Genomic DNA, 25,753 nt, shown 5'->3' with positions numbered 1-25,753 from the left:
ATACGATGGCGGAATGGGAGATCCGGCATTGCGTGCCGACGCGCACGGGAGTGACATCGTCTCTCCCGACCTCTCACCCGGATCGACACGCAGGATGCTGACGGCGGCGATCGAGGTACTCACGTCGTCGCTGCCCGGGCATGTGTCGTCGGCCCGGTCGTCGCAGAGTCTGCTCGCGCGCGTCGCGCCCGCGATCCTGTCGGGCTTGCGGCGCGAAGAGCGGTGCCTGCTGAGCGCGGGGATGATTCTGGCCCGCGCGCGGTCGGGTGACTCGGCCGGAGCCGTCGAGTTGGTCGAGGCCGAGATCGCCCGAGCGGTCGTGACCCACTCCGACGTGCCCGCCGCGTCGGCGTCCGCCTTCTGGGCGGCCGCTTCCGAGGCGTTCGTCACGGCCGGCTGGCCCCGGAACGGTGCTCGGTTCGCGCTCGAGGCGAAAGAGGCCGCCGATGCGACGGGCAGTGATTCCGCTCGATTCCGGGCACTGGCGCTGCTCGCGGTCAGTCGTGCGCTGAACGGCGAATACACCGCGGCGGCCGAGGTGGTGCTGTCGGCGCGCACTCTCGAGCGGAATCACGGATGGTCGAGCTCGACGGCCACGTACCCGCTCCTGCTGGGCGAGATCCTGCTCGCCTCCGCGAATCTGGACACGGCGTCACTCGATTCGTGCGCGGTGCAGCTGAGCGAAGACCCGACCGGCGATGTGTCATGGCCGGCCACGGCCACGGCGGCGCGGGCCATGAGCCTCATGGTGCAGGGGCAGACCAGCGAAGCGCTCACCACGATCATGACCGTGACCAACGGAACCGATGTCTCCGGGATCACCGAGATGATCCGCGGCTTCTCCCTCGGCATCCACGCCGACCTGCTGCTGGCCCGGGGCGAGCCGACGCGCACGCTGGCGCTCCTGGCCGGTCGCGAGTCACCCGGGGGCCATGCTCTCTGCTTCGACATGCAGCGGGCGGCGGCCCACCTGCAGCTCGGCGACTACCGCTCGGTGATCTCGGCCACAGACAGCTGCATCCGGCTCGGCACGGAGCACTGCCTGCGCACGATCCCGCCGCTGCTGCTGCGGAGGGCCGTGGCCTGGCACCGTCTCGGTCGCCCGGAGGCGGCCGATCGCGATTTCGAGGATGCGTTCCACCTCATCGTCGCGTCGGGCTCCTCGACACCGCTGCTCACGGTGCCGCTCGACGATCTGCTCCTCCTGCTCGACCGTCTCCTCGACCGCAGGCCCGAGCTCGAGCCCAGGATCCTCGATGTGCGCACTCGGATCCAGCGGGTACCGGCGGCGACCGCGCCGAGACGGATCCCCCCGCTGCTCACGAAGCGCGAGACCGAACTCGCCCACGCGCTGCGTCGGGGCACTCCGCTCCGCGCCATCGCGGTGTCGCAGCACGTCTCGTACAACACCGTGAAGTCGCAGGCGCGGTCGCTCTACGTGAAGCTGGCCGTGACCTCGAGAGACGAGGCCGTGCAGGTTCTCGAACAGGTGGGGTTCTTCGACTGAGTCAGGGGTGCCCACGGAGCATCGTCATCGCACCAGGGCGCGCTCGGCCGGCAACATCGCGCCGCGCCGCACGGCGATCACGGCCATGGCGATCCCGGTCAGGAGAGCGACCGCCACCAGCACCACCGACCCTTCGCCACCGAGCGCACCGCCGGTCAGGAGATCGGGGCCGGTGAGCTGCCCGGTGATGAGCGAGTCTCCGGACTCGTTCCCGGAGACGTTCAACCCGAAGACCGCGCTCTGCGTCGCGTTGAAGGCGAGGTGGAGGGCGATCGGCAGCCAGAGGCGCCGGGTGAGGAGGTAGGCCAGGTTCAGGATCAGGCTCGCGGAGAGGAAGACGAACACCGCGGCGATCGGGCCCGCCGGTGAGCTGAGCGAGTGCACGAGAGCGAAGACCACGCTCGTGATGAGCAGCGCCGGCCACGAGCCCAGCCAGCCGTCGAGCAGGCGGAGCAGGAAGCCGCGGAAGAACACCTCTTCGACGACCGCGGGACCGACGCCCACCATCAGCCCCGTGAGGATGCCCGAGGTGAGCGAGATCCCGTGAGGCTGGTAGACGCCGAGGACGCCGAGGATGCCCATCGAGAGGGCGACGATCCCGAAGCCGATGAGCAGCCCCCATCCGATCTCCGGGGCCGCCCGCGGGCCCATGAGCTCGCGGGGCGGCCGACGCGAGACGAGGCGCACGATCAGCAGGAAGCCGATGATCGCCACGACCGCTCCGACGGCGAAGCCGATCACGGGTGCCGGGCCGTCTCCGGCGAGCACCTCGCCCACGGTCGCACTCGCCTCGCCGCTCGAGGTGGCCGCGAAGACGAGCACCGCGGCGACCGTGACGGCCAGTTGGCACAGGGCGTACAGCACCACCCCCAGGATGAGTTGGACGACGCGTCTGCGCTCGGGCGGGCGTGCCCCGCCCCGCACTCCATCCCTGTTCGGAGTAACCGTGGCCACGTCCGCCCCCTTCCGCTCCTGCCGATGGCGCCGCATCCGCGCATCGCCGGTTCATCTTGGTCGACGGGGAGCAGGCCAGCGAGGTGGAGACGCCGATTTCACCCCCGCTTCTCGCCCTCCTGGTGGGAGTGCGCGCGTCAGAGCAGTTTGCGCAGGGTGCGGAGGTTGCGGGTGGTGGTCGTGGCCTTGAAGGACGACTTGGCGAGGAACTTCGACAGTGCCGTGTCGGTGCTGGAGCCCTTCGGCACCTCCCAGTAGACGACGGTGGGGCCCGCCTCGGCGCGCTCCGGCAGGGCTGCATCCGGAGCCAGAGCGGCCGCGGCGGCCAGCACCTCCTCGCGCACCGAGGGATCGGAGAAGAACACGACGTAGGGCTGGCGGTCGTCGACTTCGGGGTAGGGGTAGCCGTCGACGATGCCGGCGAGATCGTCGTGCTCGACGAGAACGATCCAGGCGTCGTAGCCGAAGCGCTCGCCGAGCGCCTTCTCGATGTGCGTCTTGAGGGCGGAATGCCCGGTGGGCGTGCCGCCCTCATCCGTCTCGAAGAGCACGTTGCCCGAGGCGAGCACGGTCTTCACACCCGTGAAGCCGAGGTCGCGGAAGAGCGCGGCCAACTCGGTGCTCTTCACCGTGATGCCATTCACATTCACCCCGCGCAAGAGCGCCGCGTACCGAGTCATGCGCCCACGCTACCGCCCGTCCGGGCGGGTGCGCCCGTGCCCGCTCGCGTTCTGACGTTCTGGGCCTGTCGTGACGGGCGCGAGGCGTCAGAATGCGAGCGGGCAGGGCGAGCGCTGCTCGAGGTGGAACACCGATTCCGGGGCGCCGTGGCGGGCGGAGTGCCGCTCGCGGAAGCCGAGCCGCCGGGCGAGGGCCACCGATCGGGTGTTGCGCGCATCCGTCACCGCCGTGATGCGCCTGGCCCGCACCTCGTCGAAGGCGAACTGCAGCACCCGCGACGCGGCCTCGGTGGCGAAGCCCGCCCCGCTGAACGACGGATGCAGCACCCACCCGATCTCGACCGATCGGGTCACGGCCGGCACCGAACGCAGGTGCAGAGACACGTCGCCGATCACGCGGCCCTCGTGTTCGAGCGCCAGCGCCAGGAAGTCGTCGGCCTGCCACAGCCGCGTGTGCCGGGTGCGGTCGCGCAGGTGTCGCGCCGAGCTGCGACGGTCGCGCTCGGGCCAGGGGAGGAACTCGATCACCGAGGGCTCCGACTGGAGCGCGAACCAGTCATCGGCGTCGCCCATCCGGTAGGCGCGCAGAGTGAGCCGCGGAGTTCGGAGGCGCGGTGCGTCGAACGGAACCTCGGTGCGGGCACCGCGCAGAATCCGGGGGCGGCGCACTCCCGCCGAAGCCAGCGCCTCCCGGAGACGGGCCGGCGTGATCGGCAGGGCGGGGGCGACCGGGGAAAAGCGTGCGGTGCGGATTGCTCGCATCTGCGTCATGCCCCCGACCGTAGGTGGCCCCCTCATGCGGGGGGTATGGAAACATTTGAGGTGTCTATGAATCGCGCCGAAATCGGGCAGAGCCCCGCGCGCGTGGAAAGAATGGGAGGATGCCCGGCTCTCCGATCACCGACGAACTCGCCTCCTCCGGGCGTCGGCGCGCCGTTCTCGCCAAGCTCCCGCGGATGTATCGCGCCGACGGGTCCGCCATCCGCGTGCTGCTCGTCGATGACGAGGTGGTGCTCACCAGTCTCGTGAGCCTCGCGCTCGCCTACGAGGGATGGACCGTCGACATCGCGCACGACGGCAGCACCGCCCTGCAGCTCTACCGCGACCAGCGCCCCGATGTCGTGGTGCTCGACATCATGCTGCCCGACACCGACGGCATCACCCTGCTGAAGCAGCTCCGCGAGCTCGAGCAGTCGTCTCCCACCCTCTTCCTCACCGCGCGCGACTCCGTCGACGACCGCATCGTGGGCCTCACGGCCGGCGGCGACGACTACATGACGAAGCCGTTCAGTCTCGAAGAGCTCGTGGCGCGGCTGCGGGGTCTGCTCCGCCGCTCGATGATGACGGTGTCGGATGAGGACTCCCGCATCGTGGTGGGCGACCTCCTGCTCGACGAGAACAGCTACGAGGTGAATCGTGCGGGCGCCCCCATCGCGCTCACCACCACCGAGTTCGAACTGCTGCGGTACTTCATGCGCAACCCGCGCCGGGTGCTGTCCCGTGCGCAGATCCTCGACCGGGTGTGGAACTACGACTTCGCGGGCAAGGCCTCGATCGTCGATCTCTACGTGTCGTACCTGCGCAAGAAGATCGACAGCGACCGGCCCTCCATGATCCACACCGTGCGCGGTGTGGGGTACGTGCTGAGGCCCGCCGAATGACCGACGCGCGCCCGACGCGGCGCCCGTGGACGCTGAGTCGACGGCTCGTGGTGGGAACGGCGGCGCTCGTCGCATCCGTCTTCGTGGTGGTGGGGATCGCATCGATCGCCACGCTCTCGAGTTCGGTCACGACCGTGGTCGACACCCAGCTCACCGGCTCGATGTCGGCGCTCAGCCACTCGGTCGAGAAGTTCCGCATCGGCAGTTCGGGATCATCGGAGTCCGACCACCCGGAGAAGCCCTTCGTCGACTACACCGGGCACGGGCCGGGAGCCTTCATCGCGCTCATCCAGGCCGACGGCACGGTGGCCGACTCGGCCCGGTTCTCCGACGAGGACGCACAGACCCTCGACCCGGTGGCGATCGCTCAGATCGAGGCCGCCGACCTCGAGGTCGGAACGCACGAGAACATCGAGCTCACGGGTCTCGGCAGCTACCGCATCGCCACGCAGTACGACAGCGCGGGCGACATCCTCGTGGCCGGAGCCTCGATGGCCACGGCCGACTCGGCCGTGATGCAGGAGGCGATCACCATCGTGATCCTCGGCCTCGTGGCCATCGCGCTCATCGTCGCCGGCGTCGTGGTGATCGTGCGGCTCGCGCTGCGGCCGCTCGGCCGTGTGGTGGGCACCGCCGTCGAGGTGGCGGGTCTGCCCCTCGACCGCGGCGACGTGGTGATCGCGCCGCGGGTGCACGCGTCCGACACCGATCCGCGCACCGAGGTGGGCAAGGTGGGCGAGGCGCTCAACCTGTTGCTCGCGCACGTCGACGACGCGCTCGCCGTGCGCGCCGCGGCCGACAAGCGGATGCGCCGATTCGTCACCGACGCCAGCCACGAGCTCCGCACGCCGCTCGCCGCGATCCAGGGCTACGCCGAACTCACCCGTCAGGATGCGGAGTCGCTGCCCGACATCACCGAGTACTCGCTCGCCCGTATCGAGTCGGAGGCGAAGCGCATGAACTCGCTCGTGAGCGACCTGCTGCTGCTCGCCCGCCTCGATGAGGGGCAGGACCTGCATCTCGATGAGATCGACCTCGGCGAGATCGCGGTGAACGCCGTGAGCGATGCGAGGGCGACGGCACCGACCAGGCCCTGGGCGGTGCAGGTTCCGGATGCCCCGGCTCTCGTCACCGGCGACCGCGAGCGTCTGCACCAGGTGGTGCTGAACCTGCTCTCGAACGCGGTGGTGCACACGCCGGAGGGCACCTCGATCACGACCTCGGTGTCGTTCCCCGACGGCGGGGACGTGGTGGAGCTGCGAGTGAGCGACGACGGTCCGGGCATCCCGGCCGACCTGCAACCGGAACTGTTCGAGCGCTTTGCCCGCGGCGACTCCTCCCGCTCACGGCGCTCCGGCAGCACGGGGCTCGGTCTCGCGATCGTCTCCTCGATCGTCGAGGCGCACGAGGGCGACATCACGGTGGACTCGTCACCCGAGGGCACGACCTTCATCCTGCGCTTCGCCCGTCTGCCCGGTGCGTCGCCGGCCCCGCAGGCGAGCACGCGGGCCTCCGCTTCGGCCTGAGTGCGGTTCGGTGGGTCAGGCCGTCACCGCGCGGGCCCGGCTGACGGCGGCGACGCGGATCACGACCGTGGCCACCACGAGCGCGGCGGCGACGACGATCGCTGCCGTCGCCACGGGCGCCGACACGAGCTCGCCGGTGGAGCGGGAGACCGCCACCCAGGCGAGACCCCACGCGAGCGATGCCGTGGGGGCGAGGCGGCCGGCACCGAAGGCCGCGAGAGCCAGCCCCGCGAGCCCGGCGACGATCACGATCGTGACACCCCAGGCATCCGGGGCCCAGCCGAACCCGTCGAAACCGGCCACCATGAGGCCCGCCGTCAGGTTGGCGGCCGTGGCCACGCAGACCCAGCCGAGGTAGAGGCCGATGGTGCCGTCGACCACGATCGACTCGATCAGCGGCTGCGGCCGCGTGCGGGTGCGCACGACGAGCACGAAGGTCACGAGCAGGGCCGCGAGCAGCACCACGATGACGACGGCGCTCAGCGCCAGCAGCCCGGCCTGGACGCTCAGGATCCAGGCGGCGTTCAGCAGCAACGTGGCGGCGATGGGGTAGCCGAGACGGCGCTGCCGGGGGCTGCCGGTCTGGCGCGGGAGGAACTGCCAGACGGCGTAGGCGAGCAGACCGAGGTAGATCGCCGACCAGATCGAGAAGGCCGGGCCTGCGGGCGCGATGAGTGTGGCGTCGGCCGATAGCGCTCCTCCGGCCGCATCCTGGATCGGCGTACCGCCGGCGGCCCCCGAGCCGATGAACGCCCCGATCACGGCGAGCACGGCGCTCCCTGCGACCACGAACTGGCGCACCCTGTCGGATCGATGGGTGGACGGGGCGGGTGAGAACTCGGCCATGGCATCTCCTCTGATTTCGCTAATCAGCTTAGAGAGTTTGGTGCCGCACCGCTCGTCTCAGGCCCAGATCTCCGGGCGGCCCAGCGCCAGGTCGACCGCGTGACGACGCTCGGTCACACCGAGCTTGCGGTACAGCGTGCGCAGCTGCGACTTCACCGTGTTGACCGAGACGTGCTCGGCGGCGGCGATCTCGGTGAGCAACGCGCCGTCCATCAGGTAGCGCAGCACGACCCGCTCGCGTGCCGAGAGGGTGACACCGAGGGGCTTCTGGATGTCGTGGTGCTCGGAGAGCTGCTGGATGCGGAGACGGGCATCCTCGGGGATCGCGGGGAGACCCGTCGGATCGAACTCGTCACGTTCCTCGGGGCTCAGCCGCAGCAGGATCTCGTAGAGCCGCTCCCGGGCGATGATCGCGAGGCAGGTTCCGAAGTGACGGGAGGCATCGGCGCTCCGCCCGCGGCGCTGGTTCACGAGAGCGAGCACGGCGAGCATGTTCGCCGAGACGCTCGCAGCGGGCTGGTCGCGCAATGACGAGGCGGCCGATGCCGCCGCCTGGTCGGCGTCTCCGTAGCGCACGAGGTACCAGGCCCGCAGCACCGCGGGCAGGTTGTACTGGGTGGCGTCGGGAATCGCCGGCGTCGTGGCGAGCAGGGCGCGGGCGCCGGTGGCGTCGCCTGCCGCCAGCAGCAGCTCCAGCTGCGCCACCCAGAGCAACCAGGCATTGAGGCCTCCGCTCCAGGTCGGGGCGGGATGCGCGCTGATGCCGGAGCTCAGCAGGGTGAGCTGAGCGCGCGGGTCGCCGGTGAGGGCCGCGAGACGGGATTCGACGAACATCCGGATGGCCCACGGCTCCGGGCTCGTGGAGTCCGAGGGCGCCTGGTCGAGTGCGGCGCGGGCGCCTTCGCCGTCGAGTCGGGCCCCGGCGATGAGCGCGCGGGCGAAGCAGCCCATGGCGTGCACCGTGTCGGTGGGGTCGTTCACCGCGTCGGGCATCCGCGCGAGCCAGCGCTCCGCCTCGACGATGTTGCCCGCGAGGGCGTGGTTGAAGGCGATCGACCCGGCGGCCTCCACGGCGATGCGCGTGCTCGCATGCACGAGCGCTTCGTCGTAGGTGCGCTCGTAGGCGCGCACCGCGTCGACGAGGTGCCCGGCGAACTGCAGGCTGATGGCCCACTGCAGGCGGAGGTCGGGAAGCACGGGGCGGATCTCGACGAGTGCCTCGTCGGGCACGTCGTGGATCGTCGAGTGCGCCTGATGCACCAAGCCGGCCGCCTCCGCGAATCGGCCGGCGAAGCGTTCGGTGGCGGAACGGCTTGTGAGGTCGGCGAGCACGTCCATCAGCGAGGTCGGCTGCGAGGGCGAATGCCGGTAGCGCACCGGGCGCGCGACGCCCGCGACGGGAAGGAAGTTGACGTAGTCGCGCGCGGCGATCATGCGTGGGTACTCGGCGAGCACGTCGGCCGGGATGGCGTTGAGCGCCGCTTTCAACTGGTCGCGGTCGCCTTCCATCAAGGCGTTCCAGTCGGCCTCGACGGCCTGGATCAGGCCGCTCCAGTTGCTCTGGGCCAAGGCGTGCGCAACATGCGTGTTCATCGTCTCTCCCTACCCCTGATCCTAGCGACGCTCCGGCGCACGACGTCATTCCGACCCGGATCGGCCGCTAGCGTGAATGCCATGTCGACCCTGTCACGCGGTTTCGGAGTAGCCAAACGCGCGGTCTCGGGGCCCAACAAGCCCGCGCTCGTCGTGTCGCTGCTCGTCTCCCTGTTCGCCGCCCTCTTCGTGGCCTCCTACAGTCTCGCGATGGGCAACCCGCAGCCGCACGACGTGCCGATCGGTCTCGTCTCGGAGACGGTGACGCCGACCTCGTTCGACCAGAGCCTCGAGTCGGTCACCACCACGTCGTTCGACGTCAGCACGTTCGCCACGGAGGATGCCGCCAAGCAGGCCATCGAGCAGCAGCAGATCTATGGGGCTCTCGTGACGGCATCCGCGGGTCAGGATGCCCAGCTCTACGTGTCGAGCGCATCGGGGGCGTCGATCGCGAAGCTGATCGAGAGCGACTCGGCCACGATCGCGCAGAAGCTCGGTGTGGCGGTGACGGTGACGGATCTGAACCCGCTGAGCCCGAGCGACCCGAGCGGGCTGGTGCTCTTCTACCTGGCGCTCGCGTGCACCATCATCGGGTTCGTCGGCGCCATCCAGACCCGGGTGAATGCGGGCCTGACACTCGCGGGAGAGGTGACCTGGGATGTCATCCGCGCGGTGCTCGTGGGCCTCGTGGTCACGCTCACGGCCGGGCCGATCCTCGGTTTCGAGAGCTTCCCGGTCGTGCCGGTGTGGGCGGTGCTCGCCGCGACGGTGATGGTGGGCGGCTCGGTGTACAGCTTCTTCCGGGTGGTGATCGGGGGCAGGTGGGCGCTCCTGCCCACCTGGATCCTGTTCATCCTCGTGAGCAACCCGTCGTCGGGTGGCGCGGTGGCGCCGCAGCTGTTGCCCCCGTTCTACGAGTTCATGGGCCGGTGGATGCCCACGGGCGCCACCGTGCGGGCGCTGCGCGATCTCACCTACTTCCCGGATGCGCCGCACGCCGAGCCCTATCTCGTGCTGGGCGGCTGGCTCGTGGTCTCGACGGCGGCGTTCATCGTGGCGCGCCGCATCAAGTACGGGGCAGGCCGGCTGGAGTAGCGGCGCGCTCCGAGGTGCACGCCTCGGCGTCGGCGAAGACCTCGGCGATCGCGTGGGCGGCCGGCTTCGGTCTGCCCCACCAATCCAGCAGCGACAGGCTGACGGCACACGGGAACGAGTCATGGCCGAGCCAGACCACGAAGCCGGCGCACCGCGGGAACCGCTCGAGCGTGGCGCGCGCGGCGATGCCGAGCAGCTCCGCCTGGCGCCGGGCGCTCTCGGCCACCCACTCCTCGATGGGCTGATCCGGGTCGGCCGCATCGAATCGGTTCAGCCACCAGCCCGACGAGTGGGTCCAGCGCTGGCGCAGCTCGCCGCGGCTCGGTGCGTGCCGCAGATCGAAGTGGTCGAGCAGATCGATCCCGCTCGCGCCGGCCACGCCCACCTCGGAGCGCATCACGGCGTCGTCGTTCTGCCAGTACGCGCGCCACTCGGCGGTGCTGCCGGTGAACTCCCACGGGCCGTGCACGTCGTGGTGCAGGCCCCGACCGAACTCCCGCGCATCCGCTTCGAAGCGAGGGCCCGTGGGCGAGGTGGCGACGTACCGCCGCCCGGGGTCGGCGGCGGCCAGCGCCGCGCCCGCAGCGGCCAGGGCCGGATGCTCGATCGTGAGCGGCGTGCCCGGCACCGCGGGTTGCGTCACGCGGGTGAGCTCGTTGCCGCCGCCCCACATCACCAGGCAGGGATGGTGCGCCAGGCGCTCGGCGTACGACTCGGCGATCGCGGCGAACTCCGCTGCGAAGGCGGCATCCGACGGCGGCTCGTTGTCGAGCCCGGAAGAACTCAGCGGCAGCTCCTGCCAGACCAGCAGTCCGAGCTCGTCGCAGAGGTCGTAGAACAGCGGCCGCTCGAGGCCCGCACCTCCCCACACGCGGATGAGGGTGACGCCGAGATCGCGGTAGGCGGTCAATCGGGCGCGGTAGTCCTCGTCCGGCACGTCGGCGAAGTCGGGGCGGATGGGCACCCAGTTGACCCCCGCCAGGAAGACCTCGGCGCCGTTCACGCGGCACAGCCAGGCATCCGCGTCTGCCGGGGCGTCGAGCGTGGGCAGCCACTCGATCGAGCGGAAGCCCACCCGATGGCGCACGGTGCCGAGCACGGCGCCGTCGGCGGCGCGCAGAGTGAGGGTGACGCCGTACAGGGCCTGCTCGCCCCGCGGGCGAACGTGCCACGGTGCGGGGGAGTCGATCGGCACGGAGATCCCGGCGCCCTGTGACGCGCTCGCCGCCGACGCCATCACGATGGTGGAGGCGACGCTGCGGCCTTCTGGATCGCGCACCTCGACCTCGAGCGACTCCGTGCCGTCGAGAGCACACGCCGAGCTGTCGACCCGAACCGCTCCGCGCGCTGTGGACAGGTCGTACTCGGCGTGCACGCGGATGCCGCCGAGGTCGCCGCCGGCCGGGCCGAGGAGCACGGCGACCTGGTCGGTGACGGCCGTCTGCACGATCCTGGGGGTCCAGTCCCACCCGTAGTAGAAGCGCGGTTTCCAGTCGCGGATGCGGCTCGTCCAGCCGTTCTGACCCAGTCCGTCCGGCACACGCGTGAACAGGATCGTCACCTCCGCGCCTCCCGCGCGCACCGCATCCGTCAGGTCGAAGCGGTGCGGAGTGAACGATCCGCTGAACTCGCCGATCACCGTCTCGTCGATGAGCACGGTTCCCGCGAAATCGAGGCCGGGGCAGTCGAGCAGCACCCGGTCGAGCGGATGCTGCTGCAGCCACTCCCGGGCCTCGGCGGGCAGCGCGCGGCTGAACGACCAGTGCCGGTGCTCGATCCACTCGCTGAGTCGCGACTGCTCTCCGCGCATCGGGTCGGCGGCCAGTCCGGCCGCCAGGAGCGCGCCGCGCACCGAGCCCGGCACCGCCGCGGGCACCGGGCCGACATCCGGATTCTGAACCTTCGCCCGCTCGGCGGTGAGGGCGAGCTCCCAGTCGTTCTGGCGCCAGCCGCGCAGCGTCCACTCCCCGTCGAGGGAGATCCGCCGGCGACGGTCACTCATGGTCGGCCGTCTCGGCCCGGTAGAAGTACATCTCCCGGCTGCCCTCGGCGGCATCCCAGCCCTGGGCGAAGTAGAGGCCGCCGTCGAACTCGGCGAGACCGCCCCAGGCGAGGGATCCGCCGCGGTGCAACGCGCGCTGGGTGAACGGGGCGTCGACGCTGTAGAGCGCCTGGGCCGCCGCCAGGTCGCCCGCGGCATCCTGGTAGAAGAAGTCGAGCACCAGGTCGCCCGAGTCGTCGTGACCCGTCACCGCGCAGGCGACCTCGAAGAGCGTGCCGCCGTACTCGGAGAGGTCGAGGTAGTCCTGCTGCTCGAAGCGCCAGGTCACCAGGTCGTCGGAGCGGCCCACGTAGCGCACCCCGTTGCAGCCCTCGGACAGGTACATGAGGTACTCGCCGCCGATTCGGATGGCCTCACCGCGGGTGTTGCGCGGGATGACCGCGCCCTTCACCCAGAGGCGTGAGATCTCGTAGGGCACCACGATGCCGCGCTTCTCCCAGTGCACCAGGTCGTCGGAGACCGCCACCATGATGTCGCAGCCGATGCCCTCGAGCGGATGCCCGAACGACGGGTAGCGCTCGGCCTCCTCGGTATCGGTGAAGTCCCAGATGCCGTTGTAGAAGAGCACGTAGCGGCCGTCGTCGCCCTTGTAGATCTTGGGGTCCTCCACGCTGAGCACCTCGTTGTCCCTGGTCGGGAACACGATCGGGTTCGCGGGGTCGTCGACCCAGCCGCCCTCCGTCGTGTAGTGGGCGATGCCGATGCGGCTGCACATCGATTCCTTGCGCGGCGAGGCGCGGTAGAACAGGTGGAGGGTGTCGCCCTCGACCAGGATCGAGGGGTTGAAGATGAAACCATCGGTCCAGCCGATGTCGGTCGGGTCCGGCCACTCGGCGGGCTGGCGGAACGTCAACGAGTCGTCTCTGCGGAACGGGCCGATCGCCCAGTCGGGCCGTTCGGGGTACACCGCCGAGAACTGGTCGGTGGTGATGTACGAGATCAGCGGGTCGTCGAAGCGCAGGTTGGCCTGATAGGCCTCGCTGAGGCGCTCGCGGGTGAGGGGGTGCATCCGATTCCTTATCCTTTGACTGCGGAGCCGACATCCGTCGACACGAAATAGCGCTGGAAGACGATGAAGAGGATCACGACGGGAGCCGCCAGCACCACGGCCCCGGCCAGCACGGAGCCGTAGGGGTTCGCGGTGGAGGCCGCGACGTTCGTCACGTAGTTCGCGAGCGACACGGCGAGCGGCTGCATCGCCGCATCCTTCGTGATGAGGAAGGGCCAGAGGAACTCGTTCCAGGGCCCGATGAAGGTGAGCAGAACGGCGGTCACGATCGCCGGCCGGACGAGGGGGAGTGCCACCCGGCGGAGCAGCGTCAGCTCGCCGGCGCCGTCGATCCGGGCCGCGTCGAAGAGTTCGCGGGGGAGCTGCAGGAAGTACTGGCGAAACACCAGCACGGCCGTGGAGTTGATGGCGAACGGCAGGATCATGCCGAGGTAGTTGTCGGAAAGCCCGTAGTTGCGCGCGATCAGCACATACAGCGGGATCATCAGCAACTGGAACGGCACCACCTGCACCAGAAGCACCAACGCGAAGGTCGCCCCGCGGCCGCGCCACTTCAGGATGGCCAGCGCGTACCCGGCGAGAACACCGAACACCACGGTGCACAGAACGACCCCGCCGGTGAAGATGCCCGAGTTGATCAGCCCGGCGAAGAGGTTGATGCGGCTGTTGATCGCCTCGTAATTGGCGGTGGTGATGTTGTCGGGCGATGGGAACGCGCCCGCGACCGAGGTGTCGGGAGTCAGCTGGAGCGACCCGATCACCATGTAGTAGAAGGGGAAGAGGAACAGGATCGCTCCCGCCCCGAGCACGACTGCGCGCAGGATGGTCTGCGGGCGGCTCAGCTTCGTCGATGTGCGGCTCATTCGTCTCTCCCTCCGGCGAAGCGCCGTTGCAGCAGCGCGACGATGAGTACGGCGATGGTGAGGATGATGCCGAGCGCGGCCGCGAATCCCGGATGACCCTGCTGGATTCCGCGCTGGTACATGATGAGCACCGGTGAGGCGGATGCCCCGTTCGGCCCTCCGCCGCCCGTGAGCAGGTAGGGCTCGGTGAAGAGGTTCGCGCCGATGATGGTCGAGAGCATCAGTACGAGGACGGTGGCCTGGCGCACTCCGGGCACGGTCACCGAGAAGAAGCTGCGGATGGGCCCGGCGCCGTCGGTCGAGGCCGACTCGTACAGCTCCTGCGGCACGTTCTGGAGCGCCGCCAGGTAGAGCAGGATGTAGAACCCGAGCTGCTTCCAGGTGACGAAGAGGGCGATGGTGGGCATGGCGAGGGCCGGGTTCACGAGCCACGACGGGTCGGGCGCCAGCGGGCCGAGCACGTTGTTGACGAGACCGCCGCCGCCGAAGAGGAAGAGCCACACGCCCACGAGCGCCACGCTCGCCGTGACGTAGGGCACGTAGTAGCTCACACGCAGGAAGGTGCGGAGGTGCACCACTTTGTTCAGGGCGGTGGCCAGCACGATCGACAGCACCACGGTGAGCGGCACGTTGATCACGAGGAAGACGAGCACGTTGCCGAACGACTGCAGCACGGCAGGATCCGTGAGCACCGCGATGTAGTTGTCGAGACCGACGAACGGCTTGTCGACCTCCACGCCCGGGGCGCTGAAGAAGTAGTCGAAGAACGACATGTAGATGGCGAACACCAGCGGGTAGGCGAACACGACGATCGCGAACACGAGGTAGGGGGCGCCGAACAGCCAGCCGATCGGCTGGACGCCGAGCACGCGGGAGAGGAGCGGACGGCGCGCCGCGGGGCGGGCATCCGTGGTTCCGGGGTCCCGCCGGGGAGACCGCACGCGGTCCCCCCGGCGGGTGGTGGAGCTCGACATCGGGATCAGCCCTGGCCTGCCAGCGAATCGATCTTCTTCGCGGCCTCGTCGAGCGCGGACCGGGCATCGCCGTCGCCGCTGATGATCGCCTTGGTGTAGGCGTCGCGGAGCGCCTGCATCATGGCCACGGACTCGGGGTCGGTGGGATCCTCGACCGTGCGGTTCGCCTGGTCGCCGAACACCTCGTAGTCGGGGTTGGCCGCGAAGTAGTCGGAGTAGGTCGTTGCGAGATCGGTGCGGATCGGCATCTGACCGGTGATGTCGAGCAGCTGTCCGTCCTGCTCCTCGCTCGTGGCGAACTTCAGCACGTCCCACGCGGTTCCCTGGTTCTCGCAGGAGCTGTACATGCCGACCGACTTCGCATCCGAGAACGTGTAGGTCTCATCGGCGGGCGTGCCGTTCTCGGTGGGCACCGGCACGGCGCCCCAGTTCGCGATCTTCTCGCCGTAATAGGCGATGGCCCAGGGGCCCACGATGGCCATGGCCGCCTTGCCGTCGACGAAGGCGTCGCCCTCGTACTTCTCCTTGCCGGCGAGGTCGTCGGAGTAGATCGAGCTCCAGAAGTCGGCCACCGCGTAGCCGTCGTCGTTCGCGAAGGTGGCCTTGCCGTCCTCCACGATGCCCTTGCCGCCCGTCTGAGCGGCGTAGAGCGGGATGAAGTCGAAGTTCGGCTGGAAGAACTCGCTCGTGGGCGAGGGGTTGATCGCGTAGGTGGCCGCACCGCTCGACACGAGCTGCTTCGCCGAGGCGAGGAATTCGTCGTAGGTCGAGAGGGGCGGGTTCTCGGCATCGAGACCGGCCGCGGTGAAGAGGTCTTTGTTGTAGAAGATCATCACGGGGTTCGACTTCCACGGCAGCTGGTAGAACCCGCCGTCGGCCGACTTGTACTGGTCGGCGATGGCGCCGCTCCGGGCTTCGATGTAGCTCGTGCCGTCATCGAACTTCGAGAGGTCGACGAGTCCGCCCTGCTTCTGGAACTGGCCGGTCGCGGCGGGGAGGTTGTTGAACACCAGGCACGGGGTGGTGCCGGCGGTGATGGCCGCGGTGATGACCTCCTCGCTGCTCTTGCCGGCCGGGATCTCCTGCGCCGTGATCTGCTCGTCGGGATGGTCGGCGTTCCAGGCCTCCACCATCCCCTTGCCCCATTCGACCTCGGCGGCATTGTTCGAGTACCAGATGCTGATGGGACCGTGGCTGGTCATGGCATCCGTGGCGGTTCCGCCGCCCCCGCTCGAGCACGCGGCGAGCGAGAGAGCGGCCACCGCCGTCGCGGCGACGAGTGCGATGCGTGTGCGTCTTTGCACAGGGTTCTCCTATCGTGAAGACGGCTGGGCCGTCGGTCGTTCCGAAGACGGCTGCGCCGCCTGTGGTGGTGGTGCGATGGATCCGCGCGGGATGAACTCCGCGTCGGGGAGCGTGACATCGTCGGATGCCCCGGTCTCGATGAGCGCCAGCAGCGACAGGGCTGCGGCGCGGCCCCACTCGGCCGGGTCGTTGCCGACCGTCGCGAGCGGAGGGAACAGGTAGCGCGACATCTCCGAGCCGTCCATGCCCGTGATCGAGAGGTCGTCGGGCAGGCGCAGTCCGAGTTCCTGGGCGACGGCCATTCCCGCCATCGCCATGGGGTCGTTGGCGAACACGATCGCGGTGGGCTTCTCGGCCATCCCGAGCAGGGCGTGGGTGGCCTGGGCGCCGGAGTCGGGCGAGAAGTCGCCGCTCACGACGATCGGGGTGCCGCCGCTCGCGCGCACGGCCTCGGTGAACTGGTCGCGGCGATGGGTGCCGTGCAGCATCCGTTCGTCGCCGGCGACGTGCGCGATGCGGGTGTGACCGAGTTCGCGGAGCCGGGAGACCACGGCGGCGATGCCCTTGCCGTAATCGCGGTCGATCACCGGGAAGTCGCTCGGCACATCGGCATGGCCGAGCGTGACGGCGGGCAGCGCGAGTTCGGCGAGCAGCGCGATGCGGGGGTCACGGTGCCGGAGGTCGGTGACGAAGACACCATCGACCCGGCTCTCGGCGGCGAGCTTGCGGTAGGTGTCGAGCTCCCGCTCCTCGTCGGGCACGACGCTCAGCAGCATGACGCGCCCGCGGTCGGAGAGAACGGATTCGACACCCGAGATGAAGGCCGGGAAGAACGGGTCGGAGCCGATGATCTCCGGGTCGCGCAGAACGACGAGCCCGAGGGCGTAGGCGCTGCGAGTGGTGAGCGATCGCGCATTCGGATTGGGGCGCCAGCCGAGCTCGGCCGCGGCGGCGAGGACGCGCTCGCGCGTGGCGGCGGAGACGCCAGGCCGCCCGTTGACCACGAACGAGACGAGACCCTTCGAGACGCCCGCTTCATGAGCGACGTCACTGATCGTCGGCTTCTTGCTCACGCCTTCTCCTCGCTGAGATGTGCCCGGTACGGACCATCCGGCTTCTGTACCGGTTTAGTCGTGAGGAGCCTATACCGGTTTAGGCAGCAGGGCAAGCGGTCGCTGAAGCGACCTGAGGGCTCGGCGTCAGGCCCGCCCGTCGGGAACCACGGCGCTCACTCTCGCGCCCAGGCCGGAGGGACCCGGGCCGAGGTCGATGCGGCCGCCCACGAGATCGAGCTGGTGACGAAGGTTGCGGATTCCGCTGAGCTCGACGGGCTCGATGAGTCCGGTGCCGTCGTCGTCGATCACGACCTCGAACGCGGAGTCGCGATGATCCAGCCGCACCCGCAGCTCCGTCGCGTGCCCGTGCTTGAGCGCGTTCGAGAGCGACTCCTCCACGATGCGCACGAGCAGCAGGCGGCGTTCGGGACTCAGCATCCGGTTGCCGTGTGCCTCGAGTGCGAGCACGTCGTCGGAGAAGTCGAGCACGAAAGCGATGGTCGACGGGAGCGGCTGGAAGAGGGCCCGAATGGCCGGAACCGCTCCGCGGTCGAGTTCGGCCGGGTAGAGAAGGCGGCTCATGGCTCGCAGGTCCTGCTCGCGCAGGTCGTCGAGATCGGCGCGGATGGCCGCGAGCTCCGCGGTTGCGGATCTGTCTGGATCGTCGTCGCTGCCTTCTGCGCGCCGGCGGCTGCCGGAGGGCTCGCCTTCGCCCCCTCGCCGGTCGGCCTCGATGAGCGCCGTGATCCGTGCCGACAGCAGCACGAAGCGCTGCTGCACGGTTCCGTGGAGGCCGTCGGCGAGCTCGCGTCGCATCCGCAGCTCTTCGCTCTGCAGGGCTTCGAGGGCGGCGGCCGAGCGCAGGGCCTGCTGGGCCGAAGCGCGTTCGCCGGTGCGGAGGCGGCGGCGGGCATCCGTCTGGGCGAGCGCGATGGTGAGCGAGATGCTGCCGGCGATCGTGGCTGTCACGACCTCGGCGGAGACCTCGATGCCGTCGCCGGGAGCGTAGATGCCGATGCCGATCTGAACGGCGGCGCGCGCCAGTGCGGCACCGAAGGCGATCGCGAAGCCGGTGCCGAGCCGGCCCGGGATTCCGCGTTCCTGTGGGTTCAGCAGCGCGACGCCGAGAAGGCCGACGGCGACGGCCGATCCGTTCGCGACGAGGCGGACCACGAGGTTGATCAGGGTGACGGGATCGGATCCCATCATCGACCGGGGCAGGATGCCGAGCACGAACACCGACTGCACCGAGACGCCCACGGCGAAGATGCCGAGCACGATCCCGAAGGTGAGGAGGGTGACGCGGCGGTCGTCGGCCCGGTCTGCCGGGGTGACCGCATCCGGAGTGACGGTCATGCCGGCCGCTCGGTCGGCGGGGCGGGAGACAGCGCCTGCGTCACGATGCCGCGCTCTCGTCGAGGAAGCGCAGGGCCGCCGCCACTCTCGGGTTCACGACGCCTCCGGATGCGAGTCCCAGTTCGGCGTAGATCCCGGCGATGTGGTTGTCGACCGAGCGGGGCGCGAGGCCCAGGCGGCTGGCGATGCCCGCGTTCGAGAGGCCCTCGGCGAGCAGCCTGAGCACCTCGTACTGCCGGGTGCTCAGTCGGGAGAGCCCGGTTCCGCGCCGAGGTCGTCGCCGCGCGACCAGCTCGGGGTCGAACACCGAGCGCCCCTCGGCCGACACCTCGATCGCGCGCAGCAGAGCGGGCAGGCTGAGGGCAGAGGTCTTCGAGAGGTAGCTCCAGCCGTGGGTGATGGTGCGGGGCAGATCGAGCAGCACATCCAGCGAGTCGGTCGCCGAGAGCAGCACGATGCCGAGCGCGGGGTTCGCGGCGCGCAGGTCGACACCCAGGTCGATGCCGCTGCCGTCGCCGAGCTGTACATCGAGCACGGCGACGTCGATCGACCTCACGGCGAGGTCGGTGCCTTCGTGCAGCAAGGTGCGGCGGGCGGATGCGGCATCGGCAGCCGCAACGGAGACCGACACCCCGGGTGCCGCATCCAGCCCGGTGACGAGCAGCTGACGGAACAACGCCTGGTCCTCGACCACCGCCACCCTGATTGCTCTCTTGCCGGACACCCTTTCAATAGTGGTGCATCGACGGGTCCGAGGTCAGCCATTGACACGGCTGAAGGGAGAAGCAGTGCCGTGGTCTAGCCGGCCAGCGGCTCGATGAGGGTCGGGTCGTCTTTGGCCACCGAGGTGTCGCGAACGTTGTTGACGCGCCTCGACACGGGGTAGGTGGTGATGGTGCGGGCGACGGCGAGCGACGAGCGGTCGAGCATCGCCACGAGGCTGTCTTTCGCATCCGTCTTCTCGAGCGTGACGGGTTCGATCCAGGTGTCCCAGGTGTCGGGGGTGAGGAACACCGGCATGCGGTCGTGCACCTCGCCCGAGGCATCGGCGGCCTCGCGGGTGATGATGGTGAAGTTCACGGTCCACTCGTTCTCGACCTTCCTGAGCTCGTAGAGACCGGCCGCCGCGAGCAGGGTCTCGGGGGCGTGGATGAAGTGGGGCTGCTTGCCGTGCTCGGTGGCCTCCCACTCGTAGTAGCCGTTCATCGGCACGATGCAGCGGCGCTGGGCGAAGGCGTTGCGGAACAACCCGTTCGTGGCCACGCTCTCGAGTCGCGCGTTGATGGGCGCCGGACCGCCGGGCTTCGCCCAGGCCGGCTTGAGACCCCAGCTCGCGAGATCGATCTCGCGCAGCGTCTCGCCGTCCTTCACCCGGTCGCGAACGATCGGCGCGTTCTCGGTGGGGGCGATGTTGTAGGAGGGTGTCCAGTCTTCCGGGCGCCCGCCGCGGGCCACGAACTCGGCGATCAGTTCGTCGGTCTCGGCGCTCATGCTGAATCGGCCGCACATGGCTTGCTCCGTTCGGATCGGTGGTGTCTCTTGTGGTCGGGTCAGGCCCAGGGGGCTCGTGCGGTGAATTCCGCGGCGGTGAGAACCGACCCCGGATGCGGCCCCGCTGCGGCGAGGCCCGGTACCAGATCGAACAGCCCGGGGGAGGCCGACGCCAGGAGCACGGAGTTGCCTGCCCGCCCCGATGTGACCACCGAGGCGGGGCCGAGCACGAGCACGTGGGGGAGCGCCGCGGAGACGGCGTGGAGGAGTTCGCGCGTCATCGGCAGGCCCTCGTCGTCGGCCACGTTGACGGCGAGCACCCCGTCGGGAGCGACCAGCCCGGCGACACCCGTGTAGAAGTCGGCCGTGCGGAGAGCGGGGGGAGTGACGATGCCGCGATAGAGGTCGCTCACCACGAGATCGGCCTCGCCCCGTGAGGTGTCGGCGAGCCGCGGCACCTCGAGCGCGGCATCCCCCGCCTGCACGGTCAGCCGTGTTCCGGCCGGCAGCGGGAGGTGGTCGGTGACGAAGTCGATCAGCTCGCCGTGCAGCTCCACGACGTGCTGGGTGGAGTCGGGGCGCGTGGCCTGCACGTAGCGGACGAGCGTCAGGGCCCCGGCCCCGAGGTGCACGGCGGTGATGGGCCGGCCGGGCATCCGGAACCGATCGATGACCGCGCCGATGCGGCGCACGTAGTCGAAGAAGAGCGAACCGGGGTCGCCGAGGTCGACGTGCGACTGGTCGGCGCCGTCGATGGCGAGCACGAAGGCGCTCGCAACGAAGGGGTCGCGACGGATCTCGGCCCGCGCACCGCCCAACCTCAAGGTGCGGCCCGCTGTGGGGCCGGCTGTGCGGTCGACCGCGTGGCCGCCGGCCGCGGCGGCTGAACCGGGCGTCGGCGAGTTCATGACGCGGGCCCGTCGGCGATCACGAGGGTGAGCCCGAGAAACCGGGCGAACCGGCGGAACTCGCGCTCGAACCCGGTCTGTTCGGCTGCCGACAGGGGCGCGAACGGCATCGGCGTGACCGTGACCTTCGATGCGGTGAGGGCGCGCTTCCAGGTGCCGACCACCGTGCCGCGCGACACGAGCATCGGGAGGAACACCCCGTTGTCGCCCGGCACGATCCGGGAGGAGAACTCCTCGGGCACGGCCGGTGTGCGGCTCTGGTACCCGAGCAGGTACTCGTCGAACCCGGGCAGGGCGTGAAAGGATCGCACGCTGGGTCGCGGTGCCGGTGGTGTGGCTTCGACCGTGCGGGCCCCCTGGGTCGCCGAGATCGTGTCGCCCGCGGTCACCGCGCGCCGGTCGCCCCCCACCGGGTCGGCGTCGGCGCGGACCCAGTACGACGTGTGGCCCAGCTCGATCTCCTGGAGCCGGTCGCGCACCCGCTCGAGTCCGAGCGTGGCATCCGCCACCGAGACCTTCGACCACCAGCAGAAATCCTTCAGGGTGGCCGGCCCGTGACCCGTGACGTAGCGCAGCACGAACTCCCCGAGGGCCTCGGCGCGCGGGAGTTCGCGAGTGGGCGGAGCCCACTCATCGAGCAGCACCATCGCCTGCTGGGTGCCGCGGGCCGGGCCCCAGCAGATGAGACCGTCGTGCGCGAGCCGCCAGATGAGATGCATGCCGCGCTGGCCGTCGGTGGCGATGCCCCCTGCTTCGAGGAGGGCGGTGAACTCCTCGCGGGAGAGCGCTCCGCCGCCGGAGAGTTCGGCACGCGCGATCGCCGTGGCGCGTGCGAACGCGGCGTCGTCGAGCCCCAGGTCGCGGTGGCGTTTCTCCATCGACCGCACGGTGCGGGGTGCGGTGAGGTCGAGCATCCATCGCAGGTCGTCGGGGCGAGTGAAGTGCAGGGTGCCGCGCATCGGCCACGACCGAACGATCTCACCGGCGTCGAGCGCTGCCGTCAGGTCGGCCCGGGTCGAGCCCGGCGCACGGAGCCCCACGGCCCAGCTCCCCTGCGCGAAGTCTTGAGCCTGCATCGCGAGCAGGCGCTCGACCACCTCGGTGACGGTCACGTCGCGCGCCGGAGCGACCCCCTGCGCCTCGAGCCGCAGTCGCAGCACCTCGCGGGCAGCGGCTTTGGCGGCACCCGCTCCCGAACCTGCTCCGGCCATGCGCCCAGTATCCTCTCCCCCTCCGACACCCGCCCCACGGCCCCGCGCCGCGTCCCCTCGTGGGTCACCCGCGACGGGAGGTGCGGCGCGGGCATCGGGCGGTCCGCTACAGCACGATCTGGCCGGGAGTGTGAAGCTCGGTCCACGCGCGTGACGTGCCGGGGCGTGCGGTGGCGGCGTCGGCGAAGGCGTCGGCCGCGGGTATCGGCCCGAAGTCGAGAGCGGTGAGGCCGGCGATGTCGGAGATGCCGAGCTGGAAGGTGCGGAACGGGCCGAGCGGCGGCGGAGCATCCGTCGCCCGTGCGGCGGCCCGCGCCCCCTCGAGCTCGATCCCGTCGAGCTGCGGGCTCTGGTCGAGCAGGAATCCCGCCGCCCGGAGCCGTGCCGGGTCCTGCCCCTCCGGTGCCGAGCCGGCTCCGCTGCCCGTCGCATCCGCCCAGGCCGCCACCTTCCAGAATCGGGTCGGGATGCGCGTGCCCCGGTACGACACATCGTCATCGCCGAACACGGGCCCCGTGAAGACGCTGAGCCGCAGCCTGTTCGCCGAGGCGTACTCGAGAACGTGGTCCTCGAGCCCGTTCCAGAGCTCCTTCGACTGGTTGAACTCCGCCGCCTGCGGAGCCGCGTTGGTGTAGGCGAAGGTGTCTCGGTTGGCGCGCTCGGCGGCATCCATCGGCCCCCAGACCGGGTCCCTCCTGCGCACGAGATGCCCCCGGTCGAGGTCGTTGCGGGCGTAGACCTCAGGCCCGGTCTGCTCGGCCGCATCCACTCGCTCATCGAGGTGCCAGTCGTCGCCGCGCGCGATGTCGCGGAGGGCCGCTCCGTCGATGTTCGCCGCCGCCACGGCCGCGAGCTTGCGCCCGGCATCCAGCAGCACGGTGAAGTGCAGGTAGGTCAGTTCCCGGATGCGGCGCTCCGCCTCGGTCGCGCGCGGCAGCCCGCACTCCACCCCGAGAAACCCCTGGTCGAACCCGGCCGTGCCCATGGCGCCTGCGTCATCACCCATGTCGCCAGTCGACCACGATCTCCAGGCACCGCAACCGGTGTGCACCCGTTCGGCGCGAGGAATCCGAACTCAGCCCCAGAAGGTCCGCGCCTTGCCCTCCTCCGGTCGCTCCGCCGGCGACCCCGCGCTGAACATCGTGTCGTCGCGCAGGCAGTAGAGGGAGCGGTAGTACACGGCCGCCCTCTTGTCCCACGCGCCCTGCAGGCGGCGGAAGTGCGGCCGCGCGATCAGCGCGATCAGGCCCGCGAGCCCCCAGGCCGCGAGAACGATCGGGAGCAGGAGGTAGATACCCGTGAGGACCGCACCGATCAATGATCCGCTCACGGCGCCGCCGGTGATCAGGGCGAGCGCGAGTCCGCCGAGCGTGAACCAGAGCGCCCACGGCCCCACGGGCGGGCGGGGTCGCGGAGGCGGAGCGAGGCGCAGGGCGAGGGCGCGGTGCGGGAGGGTCGTGCTCTGCTGCAGGATCATGCCGACCATCTGCACCCGGTCCAGCGATCCGCAGATCGGGCACCGGGTCGATTTCGGAAGGGAGTGCACCGGGCCGAGGCCGTCCTGGAATCGGTCGCTCCAGTCGTCGCCCGTCCACCAGCGCTGCCGGCCGCTGCCGTCGTCGTACCAGCCCGCCGGAGCCGGTGGTGCGGCGTCGCTCGGGTCGCTCATGCGGAACCTCCGTGTGGGTCGAGGCATGATACTGACGCGACGTGAACTGTCGGCGCGGGCGGGGGAGCCCGAGTGGATGGCCTGGGCCCGCATATGAAAGAACCCCCGCCATGTAGAAGCTAGGCGAGGGTTCCAGTGGCTCCGACGGGCGTCGATCCCGTGACCTCACGATTTTCAGTCGTGCGCTCTACCAACTGAGCTACAGAGCCGAACAGCTCCGCTGTATTTCAATACAGTATGTGCCGCTCTAGCGAAAAGCCCTTCCGATTGGAAGGGCTTCGCGCCTTGCGACCCTGACGGGACTTGAACCCGCGACCTCCGCCGTGACAGGGCGGCACGCTAACCAACTGCGCTACAGGGCCTTACTTGTGTTCCTATTGTATGTGGTGCTGTGGTGCTCTGTTGCCGACCCAGTCACACCCGATTACCGTGACCCCAACGGGATTCGAACCCGTGCTGCCGCCGTGAAAGGGCGGTGTCCTAGGCCACTAAACGATGGGGCCGGTTCGACAACTCAACGAGTATGCCACATCCTCTGCACAGCCGCCAATCGAGGTCGAGTTGTGCACACCCGGGCGAATGTCCCCGGCGTTCGGCCGGGCCCGGGTTAGATTCACGGGAGCGCTGTGACAGATGTGACGGATGCGCACGACACCGCGCGGTGAGAGTGCGTTCCGCGGTTGCGCGCCTGGCATTTTCGGCACGGCAGGGGTTTATGAAGAGCACGACAGCGGGTTCGGCGCGGCGGCGCTTCGGCGGTCCGTCCACACGCACGCACCAGGCCCTCGCCGCCTTCGCGCTGTGCGCCGCGCTCGTCGTGAGTGCCGCCCTCTCGGCCGCACCGGCTTTCGCCGACGACTACCCCACGTGGGACGACGTGAAGAACGCGCAGGCGAACGAGGCCGCCAAGAACGACGAGGTCGCCCGCATCACGGGCCTCATCGAGAGCATGACCGCCGAGGTGCAGAGCGCCCAGGCCCTCGCCACCCAGCGCGGCACCGAGTATCAAGCCGCTCAAGAGAAGTACGACACGGCGAACTACGTGGCGACCGAGCTCGAGGGTCAGGCCGCCGAGGCCACCGCGCGCGCCGACACCTCCAACCGCCAGGCCGGCCAACTGGCCGCCCAGCTGTCCCGCACGGGCGGAAACGACCTCACCGTGAACCTCTTCGTGGGCGGAGGTCAGCTCTCGAGCGACCTCCTCTACCAGCTGAGCGCCATGTCGAAGCTCACCGAGAAGACCTCGCAGATCTACGCGCAGGCGGAGCAGGACCGCAATACCGCGTCCGCCCTCACCGACCAGGCCACCATCGCCCGAGACGAGCTGAAGAGCCTCGCCGATGCCGCCCAGGCGCTCCGTGACGAGGCCGTCGCGGCTCAGCAGGCCGCGGAGGCGGCACTGAGTGTGCAGCAGACCCACCAGGAGGAGCTGCAGGCCCAGCTCGCAGTGCTTCAGCAGAACCTGGCCACCACCGAGGCCGACTTCAAGAAGGGCGTCGAAGAGCGCGCCGCCGCCGCGCGGGCGGCCGCCGCATCCGGGCAGAAGACGCTTCCCTACATCGCGGCGAGCGGATGGGGCAGCCCGTTCCCCGGAGCGGTCTCCTCCGACGAGTACGGGATGCGGGTGAACCCGGTGTCGGGGGCCTACATCCTGCATTCCGGCATCGACCTCGTCTACAGCAGCGGCACCTGCGGTGCCACGGTGTACGCCGCCGCCGAGGGGCTCGTGAACTTCGCCGGCCCGAACGGCGGCTACGGCAACTTCATCCAGATCGACCATGGCGGCGGCACCGCCACGGCCTACGGTCACAACACCGCGCTGCTCGTCGGCAACGGCGACTACGTCACCGTCGGTCAGCCCATCGCCTACGCCGGCACCACGGGCAACTCCACCGGATGCCACGTGCACTTCGAGGTGCGCCAGGGCGGCACCGCCACCAACCCCCGAACCTTCATGGCGAACCAGGGAATCGATTTCGGATGACGAA

General features: G+C 69.9%; 23 protein-coding genes and 3 tRNA genes. 5 read left to right on the top strand and 21 right to left on the bottom strand.

The features are described from left to right. Window positions 1-13 precede the first annotated feature (13 nt). The gene (locus tag EPO52_RS06970) at window positions 14-1,507 is read left to right on the top strand and encodes a helix-turn-helix transcriptional regulator (protein WP_290803950.1); all 1,494 of its coding nucleotides are present in this window, start codon (window positions 14-16) and stop codon (window positions 1,505-1,507) included. Between the two features lie 24 nt (window positions 1,508-1,531). Here EPO52_RS06970 and EPO52_RS06965 read toward each other — a convergent pair whose 3' ends face one another. The 3 genes from EPO52_RS06965 to EPO52_RS06955 all read right to left on the bottom strand — a co-directional run bounded on the left by EPO52_RS06965 (window position 1,532) and on the right by EPO52_RS06955 (window position 3,912). Then, entirely contained in the window at window positions 1,532-2,461 is a 930-nt protein-coding gene (locus tag EPO52_RS06965; protein ID WP_290803947.1) for a CPBP family intramembrane glutamic endopeptidase, read from the bottom strand. A 137-nt stretch (window positions 2,462-2,598) separates the two neighbouring features. Further along, on the bottom strand, window positions 2,599-3,141 hold the full coding sequence (locus EPO52_RS06960; protein WP_290803945.1) for a DUF1697 domain-containing protein: 543 nt from the start codon (window positions 3,139-3,141) through the stop codon (window positions 2,599-2,601). Between the two features lie 87 nt (window positions 3,142-3,228). Continuing rightward, window positions 3,229-3,912, bottom strand: coding sequence for a GNAT family N-acetyltransferase (locus EPO52_RS06955; RefSeq protein WP_290803942.1), 684 nt, complete (start codon window positions 3,910-3,912; stop codon window positions 3,229-3,231). Window positions 3,913-4,097: 185 nt separating this feature from the next. Here EPO52_RS06955 and EPO52_RS06950 point away from each other — a divergent pair, with 185 nt between their 5' ends. Further along, on the top strand, window positions 4,098-4,802 hold the full coding sequence (locus tag EPO52_RS06950) for a response regulator transcription factor (protein WP_290806145.1): 705 nt from the start codon (window positions 4,098-4,100) through the stop codon (window positions 4,800-4,802). Beyond that, the gene (locus EPO52_RS06945; protein ID WP_290803939.1) at window positions 4,799-6,328 is read left to right on the top strand and encodes a HAMP domain-containing sensor histidine kinase; all 1,530 of its coding nucleotides are present in this window, start codon (window positions 4,799-4,801) and stop codon (window positions 6,326-6,328) included. Before EPO52_RS06950 ends, EPO52_RS06945 begins: the two co-directional genes overlap by 4 nt. A 15-nt stretch (window positions 6,329-6,343) precedes the next feature. On the opposite strand, the gene EPO52_RS06940 is transcribed toward EPO52_RS06945, so the two are convergent. Together EPO52_RS06940 and EPO52_RS06935 are read right to left on the bottom strand one after the other, a co-directional pair. Next, the gene (locus tag EPO52_RS06940) at window positions 6,344-7,174 is read right to left on the bottom strand and encodes a TspO/MBR family protein (protein WP_290803936.1); all 831 of its coding nucleotides are present in this window, start codon (window positions 7,172-7,174) and stop codon (window positions 6,344-6,346) included. A 57-nt stretch (window positions 7,175-7,231) separates the two neighbouring features. Continuing rightward, window positions 7,232-8,767, bottom strand: a complete 1,536-nt coding sequence (locus EPO52_RS06935; RefSeq protein ID WP_290803933.1) for a LuxR family transcriptional regulator — start codon at window positions 8,765-8,767, stop codon at window positions 7,232-7,234. A gap of 81 nt (window positions 8,768-8,848) precedes the next feature. Between EPO52_RS06935 and EPO52_RS06930 the strand changes: the two genes are divergently transcribed. Beyond that, window positions 8,849-9,862 (top strand): hypothetical protein, encoded by a 1,014-nt coding sequence (locus EPO52_RS06930; RefSeq protein ID WP_290803930.1) that lies wholly within the window; start codon window positions 8,849-8,851, stop codon window positions 9,860-9,862. Here EPO52_RS06930 and EPO52_RS06925 read toward each other — a convergent pair. The 16 genes from EPO52_RS06925 to EPO52_RS06850 all read right to left on the bottom strand — a co-directional run bounded on the left by EPO52_RS06925 (window position 9,834) and on the right by EPO52_RS06850 (window position 24,268). Then, entirely contained in the window at window positions 9,834-11,864 is a 2,031-nt protein-coding gene (locus tag EPO52_RS06925; RefSeq protein ID WP_290803927.1) for a hypothetical protein, read from the bottom strand. The genes EPO52_RS06930 and EPO52_RS06925 overlap by 29 nt on opposite strands. After that, the gene (locus tag EPO52_RS06920) at window positions 11,857-12,933 is read right to left on the bottom strand and encodes a hypothetical protein (RefSeq protein WP_290803924.1); all 1,077 of its coding nucleotides are present in this window, start codon (window positions 12,931-12,933) and stop codon (window positions 11,857-11,859) included. Before EPO52_RS06920 ends, EPO52_RS06925 begins: the two co-directional genes overlap by 8 nt. Before the next feature lie 8 nt (window positions 12,934-12,941). Then, window positions 12,942-13,796 carry a carbohydrate ABC transporter permease gene (locus EPO52_RS06915; RefSeq protein WP_290803920.1) on the bottom strand — a complete coding sequence of 285 codons (855 nt, stop codon included), beginning with the start codon at window positions 13,794-13,796 and terminating at the stop codon, window positions 12,942-12,944. Continuing rightward, window positions 13,793-14,770, bottom strand: coding sequence for a sugar ABC transporter permease (locus EPO52_RS06910; protein ID WP_290803918.1), 978 nt, complete (start codon window positions 14,768-14,770; stop codon window positions 13,793-13,795). Before EPO52_RS06910 ends, EPO52_RS06915 begins: the two co-directional genes overlap by 4 nt. A gap of 5 nt (window positions 14,771-14,775) precedes the next feature. Continuing rightward, window positions 14,776-16,074: an extracellular solute-binding protein gene (locus tag EPO52_RS06905; RefSeq protein ID WP_290803916.1), complete on the bottom strand. Its 1,299-nt coding sequence runs from the start codon at window positions 16,072-16,074 to the stop codon at window positions 14,776-14,778. Window positions 16,075-16,083: 9 nt separating this feature from the next. Next, window positions 16,084-17,148: a LacI family DNA-binding transcriptional regulator gene (locus EPO52_RS06900; RefSeq protein ID WP_290803913.1), complete on the bottom strand. Its 1,065-nt coding sequence runs from the start codon at window positions 17,146-17,148 to the stop codon at window positions 16,084-16,086. Between the two features lie 126 nt (window positions 17,149-17,274). Next, window positions 17,275-18,486: an ATP-binding protein gene (locus EPO52_RS06895; RefSeq protein ID WP_290803910.1), complete on the bottom strand. Its 1,212-nt coding sequence runs from the start codon at window positions 18,484-18,486 to the stop codon at window positions 17,275-17,277. A 40-nt stretch (window positions 18,487-18,526) separates the two neighbouring features. Next, window positions 18,527-19,210, bottom strand: coding sequence for a response regulator transcription factor (locus EPO52_RS06890; RefSeq protein ID WP_290803908.1), 684 nt, complete (start codon window positions 19,208-19,210; stop codon window positions 18,527-18,529). Window positions 19,211-19,284: 74 nt separating this feature from the next. Then, window positions 19,285-19,995: an SOS response-associated peptidase gene (locus EPO52_RS06885; protein WP_290803905.1), complete on the bottom strand. Its 711-nt coding sequence runs from the start codon at window positions 19,993-19,995 to the stop codon at window positions 19,285-19,287. A 41-nt stretch (window positions 19,996-20,036) separates the two neighbouring features. After that, on the bottom strand, window positions 20,037-20,885 hold the full coding sequence (locus EPO52_RS06880) for a fused MFS/spermidine synthase (RefSeq protein ID WP_290803902.1): 849 nt from the start codon (window positions 20,883-20,885) through the stop codon (window positions 20,037-20,039). After that, the gene (locus EPO52_RS06875; RefSeq protein WP_290803899.1) at window positions 20,882-22,096 is read right to left on the bottom strand and encodes a winged helix DNA-binding domain-containing protein; all 1,215 of its coding nucleotides are present in this window, start codon (window positions 22,094-22,096) and stop codon (window positions 20,882-20,884) included. Before EPO52_RS06875 ends, EPO52_RS06880 begins: the two co-directional genes overlap by 4 nt. 106 nt (window positions 22,097-22,202) lie before the next feature. Continuing rightward, window positions 22,203-23,102: a DNA/RNA non-specific endonuclease gene (locus EPO52_RS06870; protein WP_290803896.1), complete on the bottom strand. Its 900-nt coding sequence runs from the start codon at window positions 23,100-23,102 to the stop codon at window positions 22,203-22,205. 69 nt (window positions 23,103-23,171) lie between these two features. Then, complete coding sequence (locus EPO52_RS06865) at window positions 23,172-23,765, bottom strand: hypothetical protein (protein WP_290803893.1); 594 nt, start codon at window positions 23,763-23,765, stop codon at window positions 23,172-23,174. Between the two features lie 136 nt (window positions 23,766-23,901). Next, window positions 23,902-23,974 (bottom strand) — tRNA-Phe (locus EPO52_RS06860). A 79-nt stretch (window positions 23,975-24,053) separates the two neighbouring features. After that, window positions 24,054-24,127: transfer RNA gene (locus EPO52_RS06855), tRNA-Asp, on the bottom strand. Window positions 24,128-24,195: 68 nt separating this feature from the next. Beyond that, a tRNA-Glu gene (locus tag EPO52_RS06850) sits at window positions 24,196-24,268 on the bottom strand. Between the two features lie 212 nt (window positions 24,269-24,480). On the opposite strand from EPO52_RS06850, the gene EPO52_RS06845 reads away from it, so the two are divergent. Continuing rightward, the gene (locus EPO52_RS06845) at window positions 24,481-25,749 is read left to right on the top strand and encodes a M23 family metallopeptidase (protein WP_290803890.1); all 1,269 of its coding nucleotides are present in this window, start codon (window positions 24,481-24,483) and stop codon (window positions 25,747-25,749) included. Window positions 25,750-25,753: the final 4 nt, after the last annotated feature.

It is taken from the genome of Herbiconiux sp. (assembly GCF_004297105.1).
Taxonomy (GTDB): Bacteria; Actinomycetota; Actinomycetes; order Actinomycetales; family Microbacteriaceae; genus Herbiconiux.
This window is presented reverse-complemented; position numbering and strand designations above follow the sequence as displayed.

Coding starts and splice junctions, on each gene's coding strand:
- EPO52_RS06865 (WP_290803893.1), bottom strand. CDS start 23,765: ATGAGCGACCCGAGCGACGCCGCACCACCGGCTCCGGCGGGCTGGTAC.
- EPO52_RS06875 (WP_290803899.1), bottom strand. CDS start 22,096: ATGGCCGGAGCAGGTTCGGGAGCGGGTGCCGCCAAAGCCGCTGCCCGC.
- EPO52_RS06910 (WP_290803918.1), bottom strand. CDS start 14,770: ATGTCGAGCTCCACCACCCGCCGGGGGGACCGCGTGCGGTCTCCCCGG.
- EPO52_RS06950 (WP_290806145.1), top strand. CDS start 4,098: ATGTATCGCGCCGACGGGTCCGCCATCCGCGTGCTGCTCGTCGATGAC.
- EPO52_RS06970 (WP_290803950.1), top strand. CDS start 14: ATGGGAGATCCGGCATTGCGTGCCGACGCGCACGGGAGTGACATCGTC.
- EPO52_RS06960 (WP_290803945.1), bottom strand. CDS start 3,141: ATGACTCGGTACGCGGCGCTCTTGCGCGGGGTGAATGTGAATGGCATC.
- EPO52_RS06925 (WP_290803927.1), bottom strand. CDS start 11,864: ATGAGTGACCGTCGCCGGCGGATCTCCCTCGACGGGGAGTGGACGCTG.
- EPO52_RS06955 (WP_290803942.1), bottom strand. CDS start 3,912: ATGACGCAGATGCGAGCAATCCGCACCGCACGCTTTTCCCCGGTCGCC.
- EPO52_RS06915 (WP_290803920.1), bottom strand. CDS start 13,796: ATGAGCCGCACATCGACGAAGCTGAGCCGCCCGCAGACCATCCTGCGC.
- EPO52_RS06845 (WP_290803890.1), top strand. CDS start 24,481: ATGAAGAGCACGACAGCGGGTTCGGCGCGGCGGCGCTTCGGCGGTCCG.
- EPO52_RS06885 (WP_290803905.1), bottom strand. CDS start 19,995: ATGTGCGGCCGATTCAGCATGAGCGCCGAGACCGACGAACTGATCGCC.
- EPO52_RS06930 (WP_290803930.1), top strand. CDS start 8,849: ATGTCGACCCTGTCACGCGGTTTCGGAGTAGCCAAACGCGCGGTCTCG.
- EPO52_RS06940 (WP_290803936.1), bottom strand. CDS start 7,174: ATGGCCGAGTTCTCACCCGCCCCGTCCACCCATCGATCCGACAGGGTG.
- EPO52_RS06880 (WP_290803902.1), bottom strand. CDS start 20,885: ATGAACTCGCCGACGCCCGGTTCAGCCGCCGCGGCCGGCGGCCACGCG.
- EPO52_RS06870 (WP_290803896.1), bottom strand. CDS start 23,102: ATGGGTGATGACGCAGGCGCCATGGGCACGGCCGGGTTCGACCAGGGG.
- EPO52_RS06920 (WP_290803924.1), bottom strand. CDS start 12,933: ATGCACCCCCTCACCCGCGAGCGCCTCAGCGAGGCCTATCAGGCCAAC.
- EPO52_RS06895 (WP_290803910.1), bottom strand. CDS start 18,486: ATGACCGTCACTCCGGATGCGGTCACCCCGGCAGACCGGGCCGACGAC.
- EPO52_RS06935 (WP_290803933.1), bottom strand. CDS start 8,767: ATGAACACGCATGTTGCGCACGCCTTGGCCCAGAGCAACTGGAGCGGC.
- EPO52_RS06945 (WP_290803939.1), top strand. CDS start 4,799: ATGACCGACGCGCGCCCGACGCGGCGCCCGTGGACGCTGAGTCGACGG.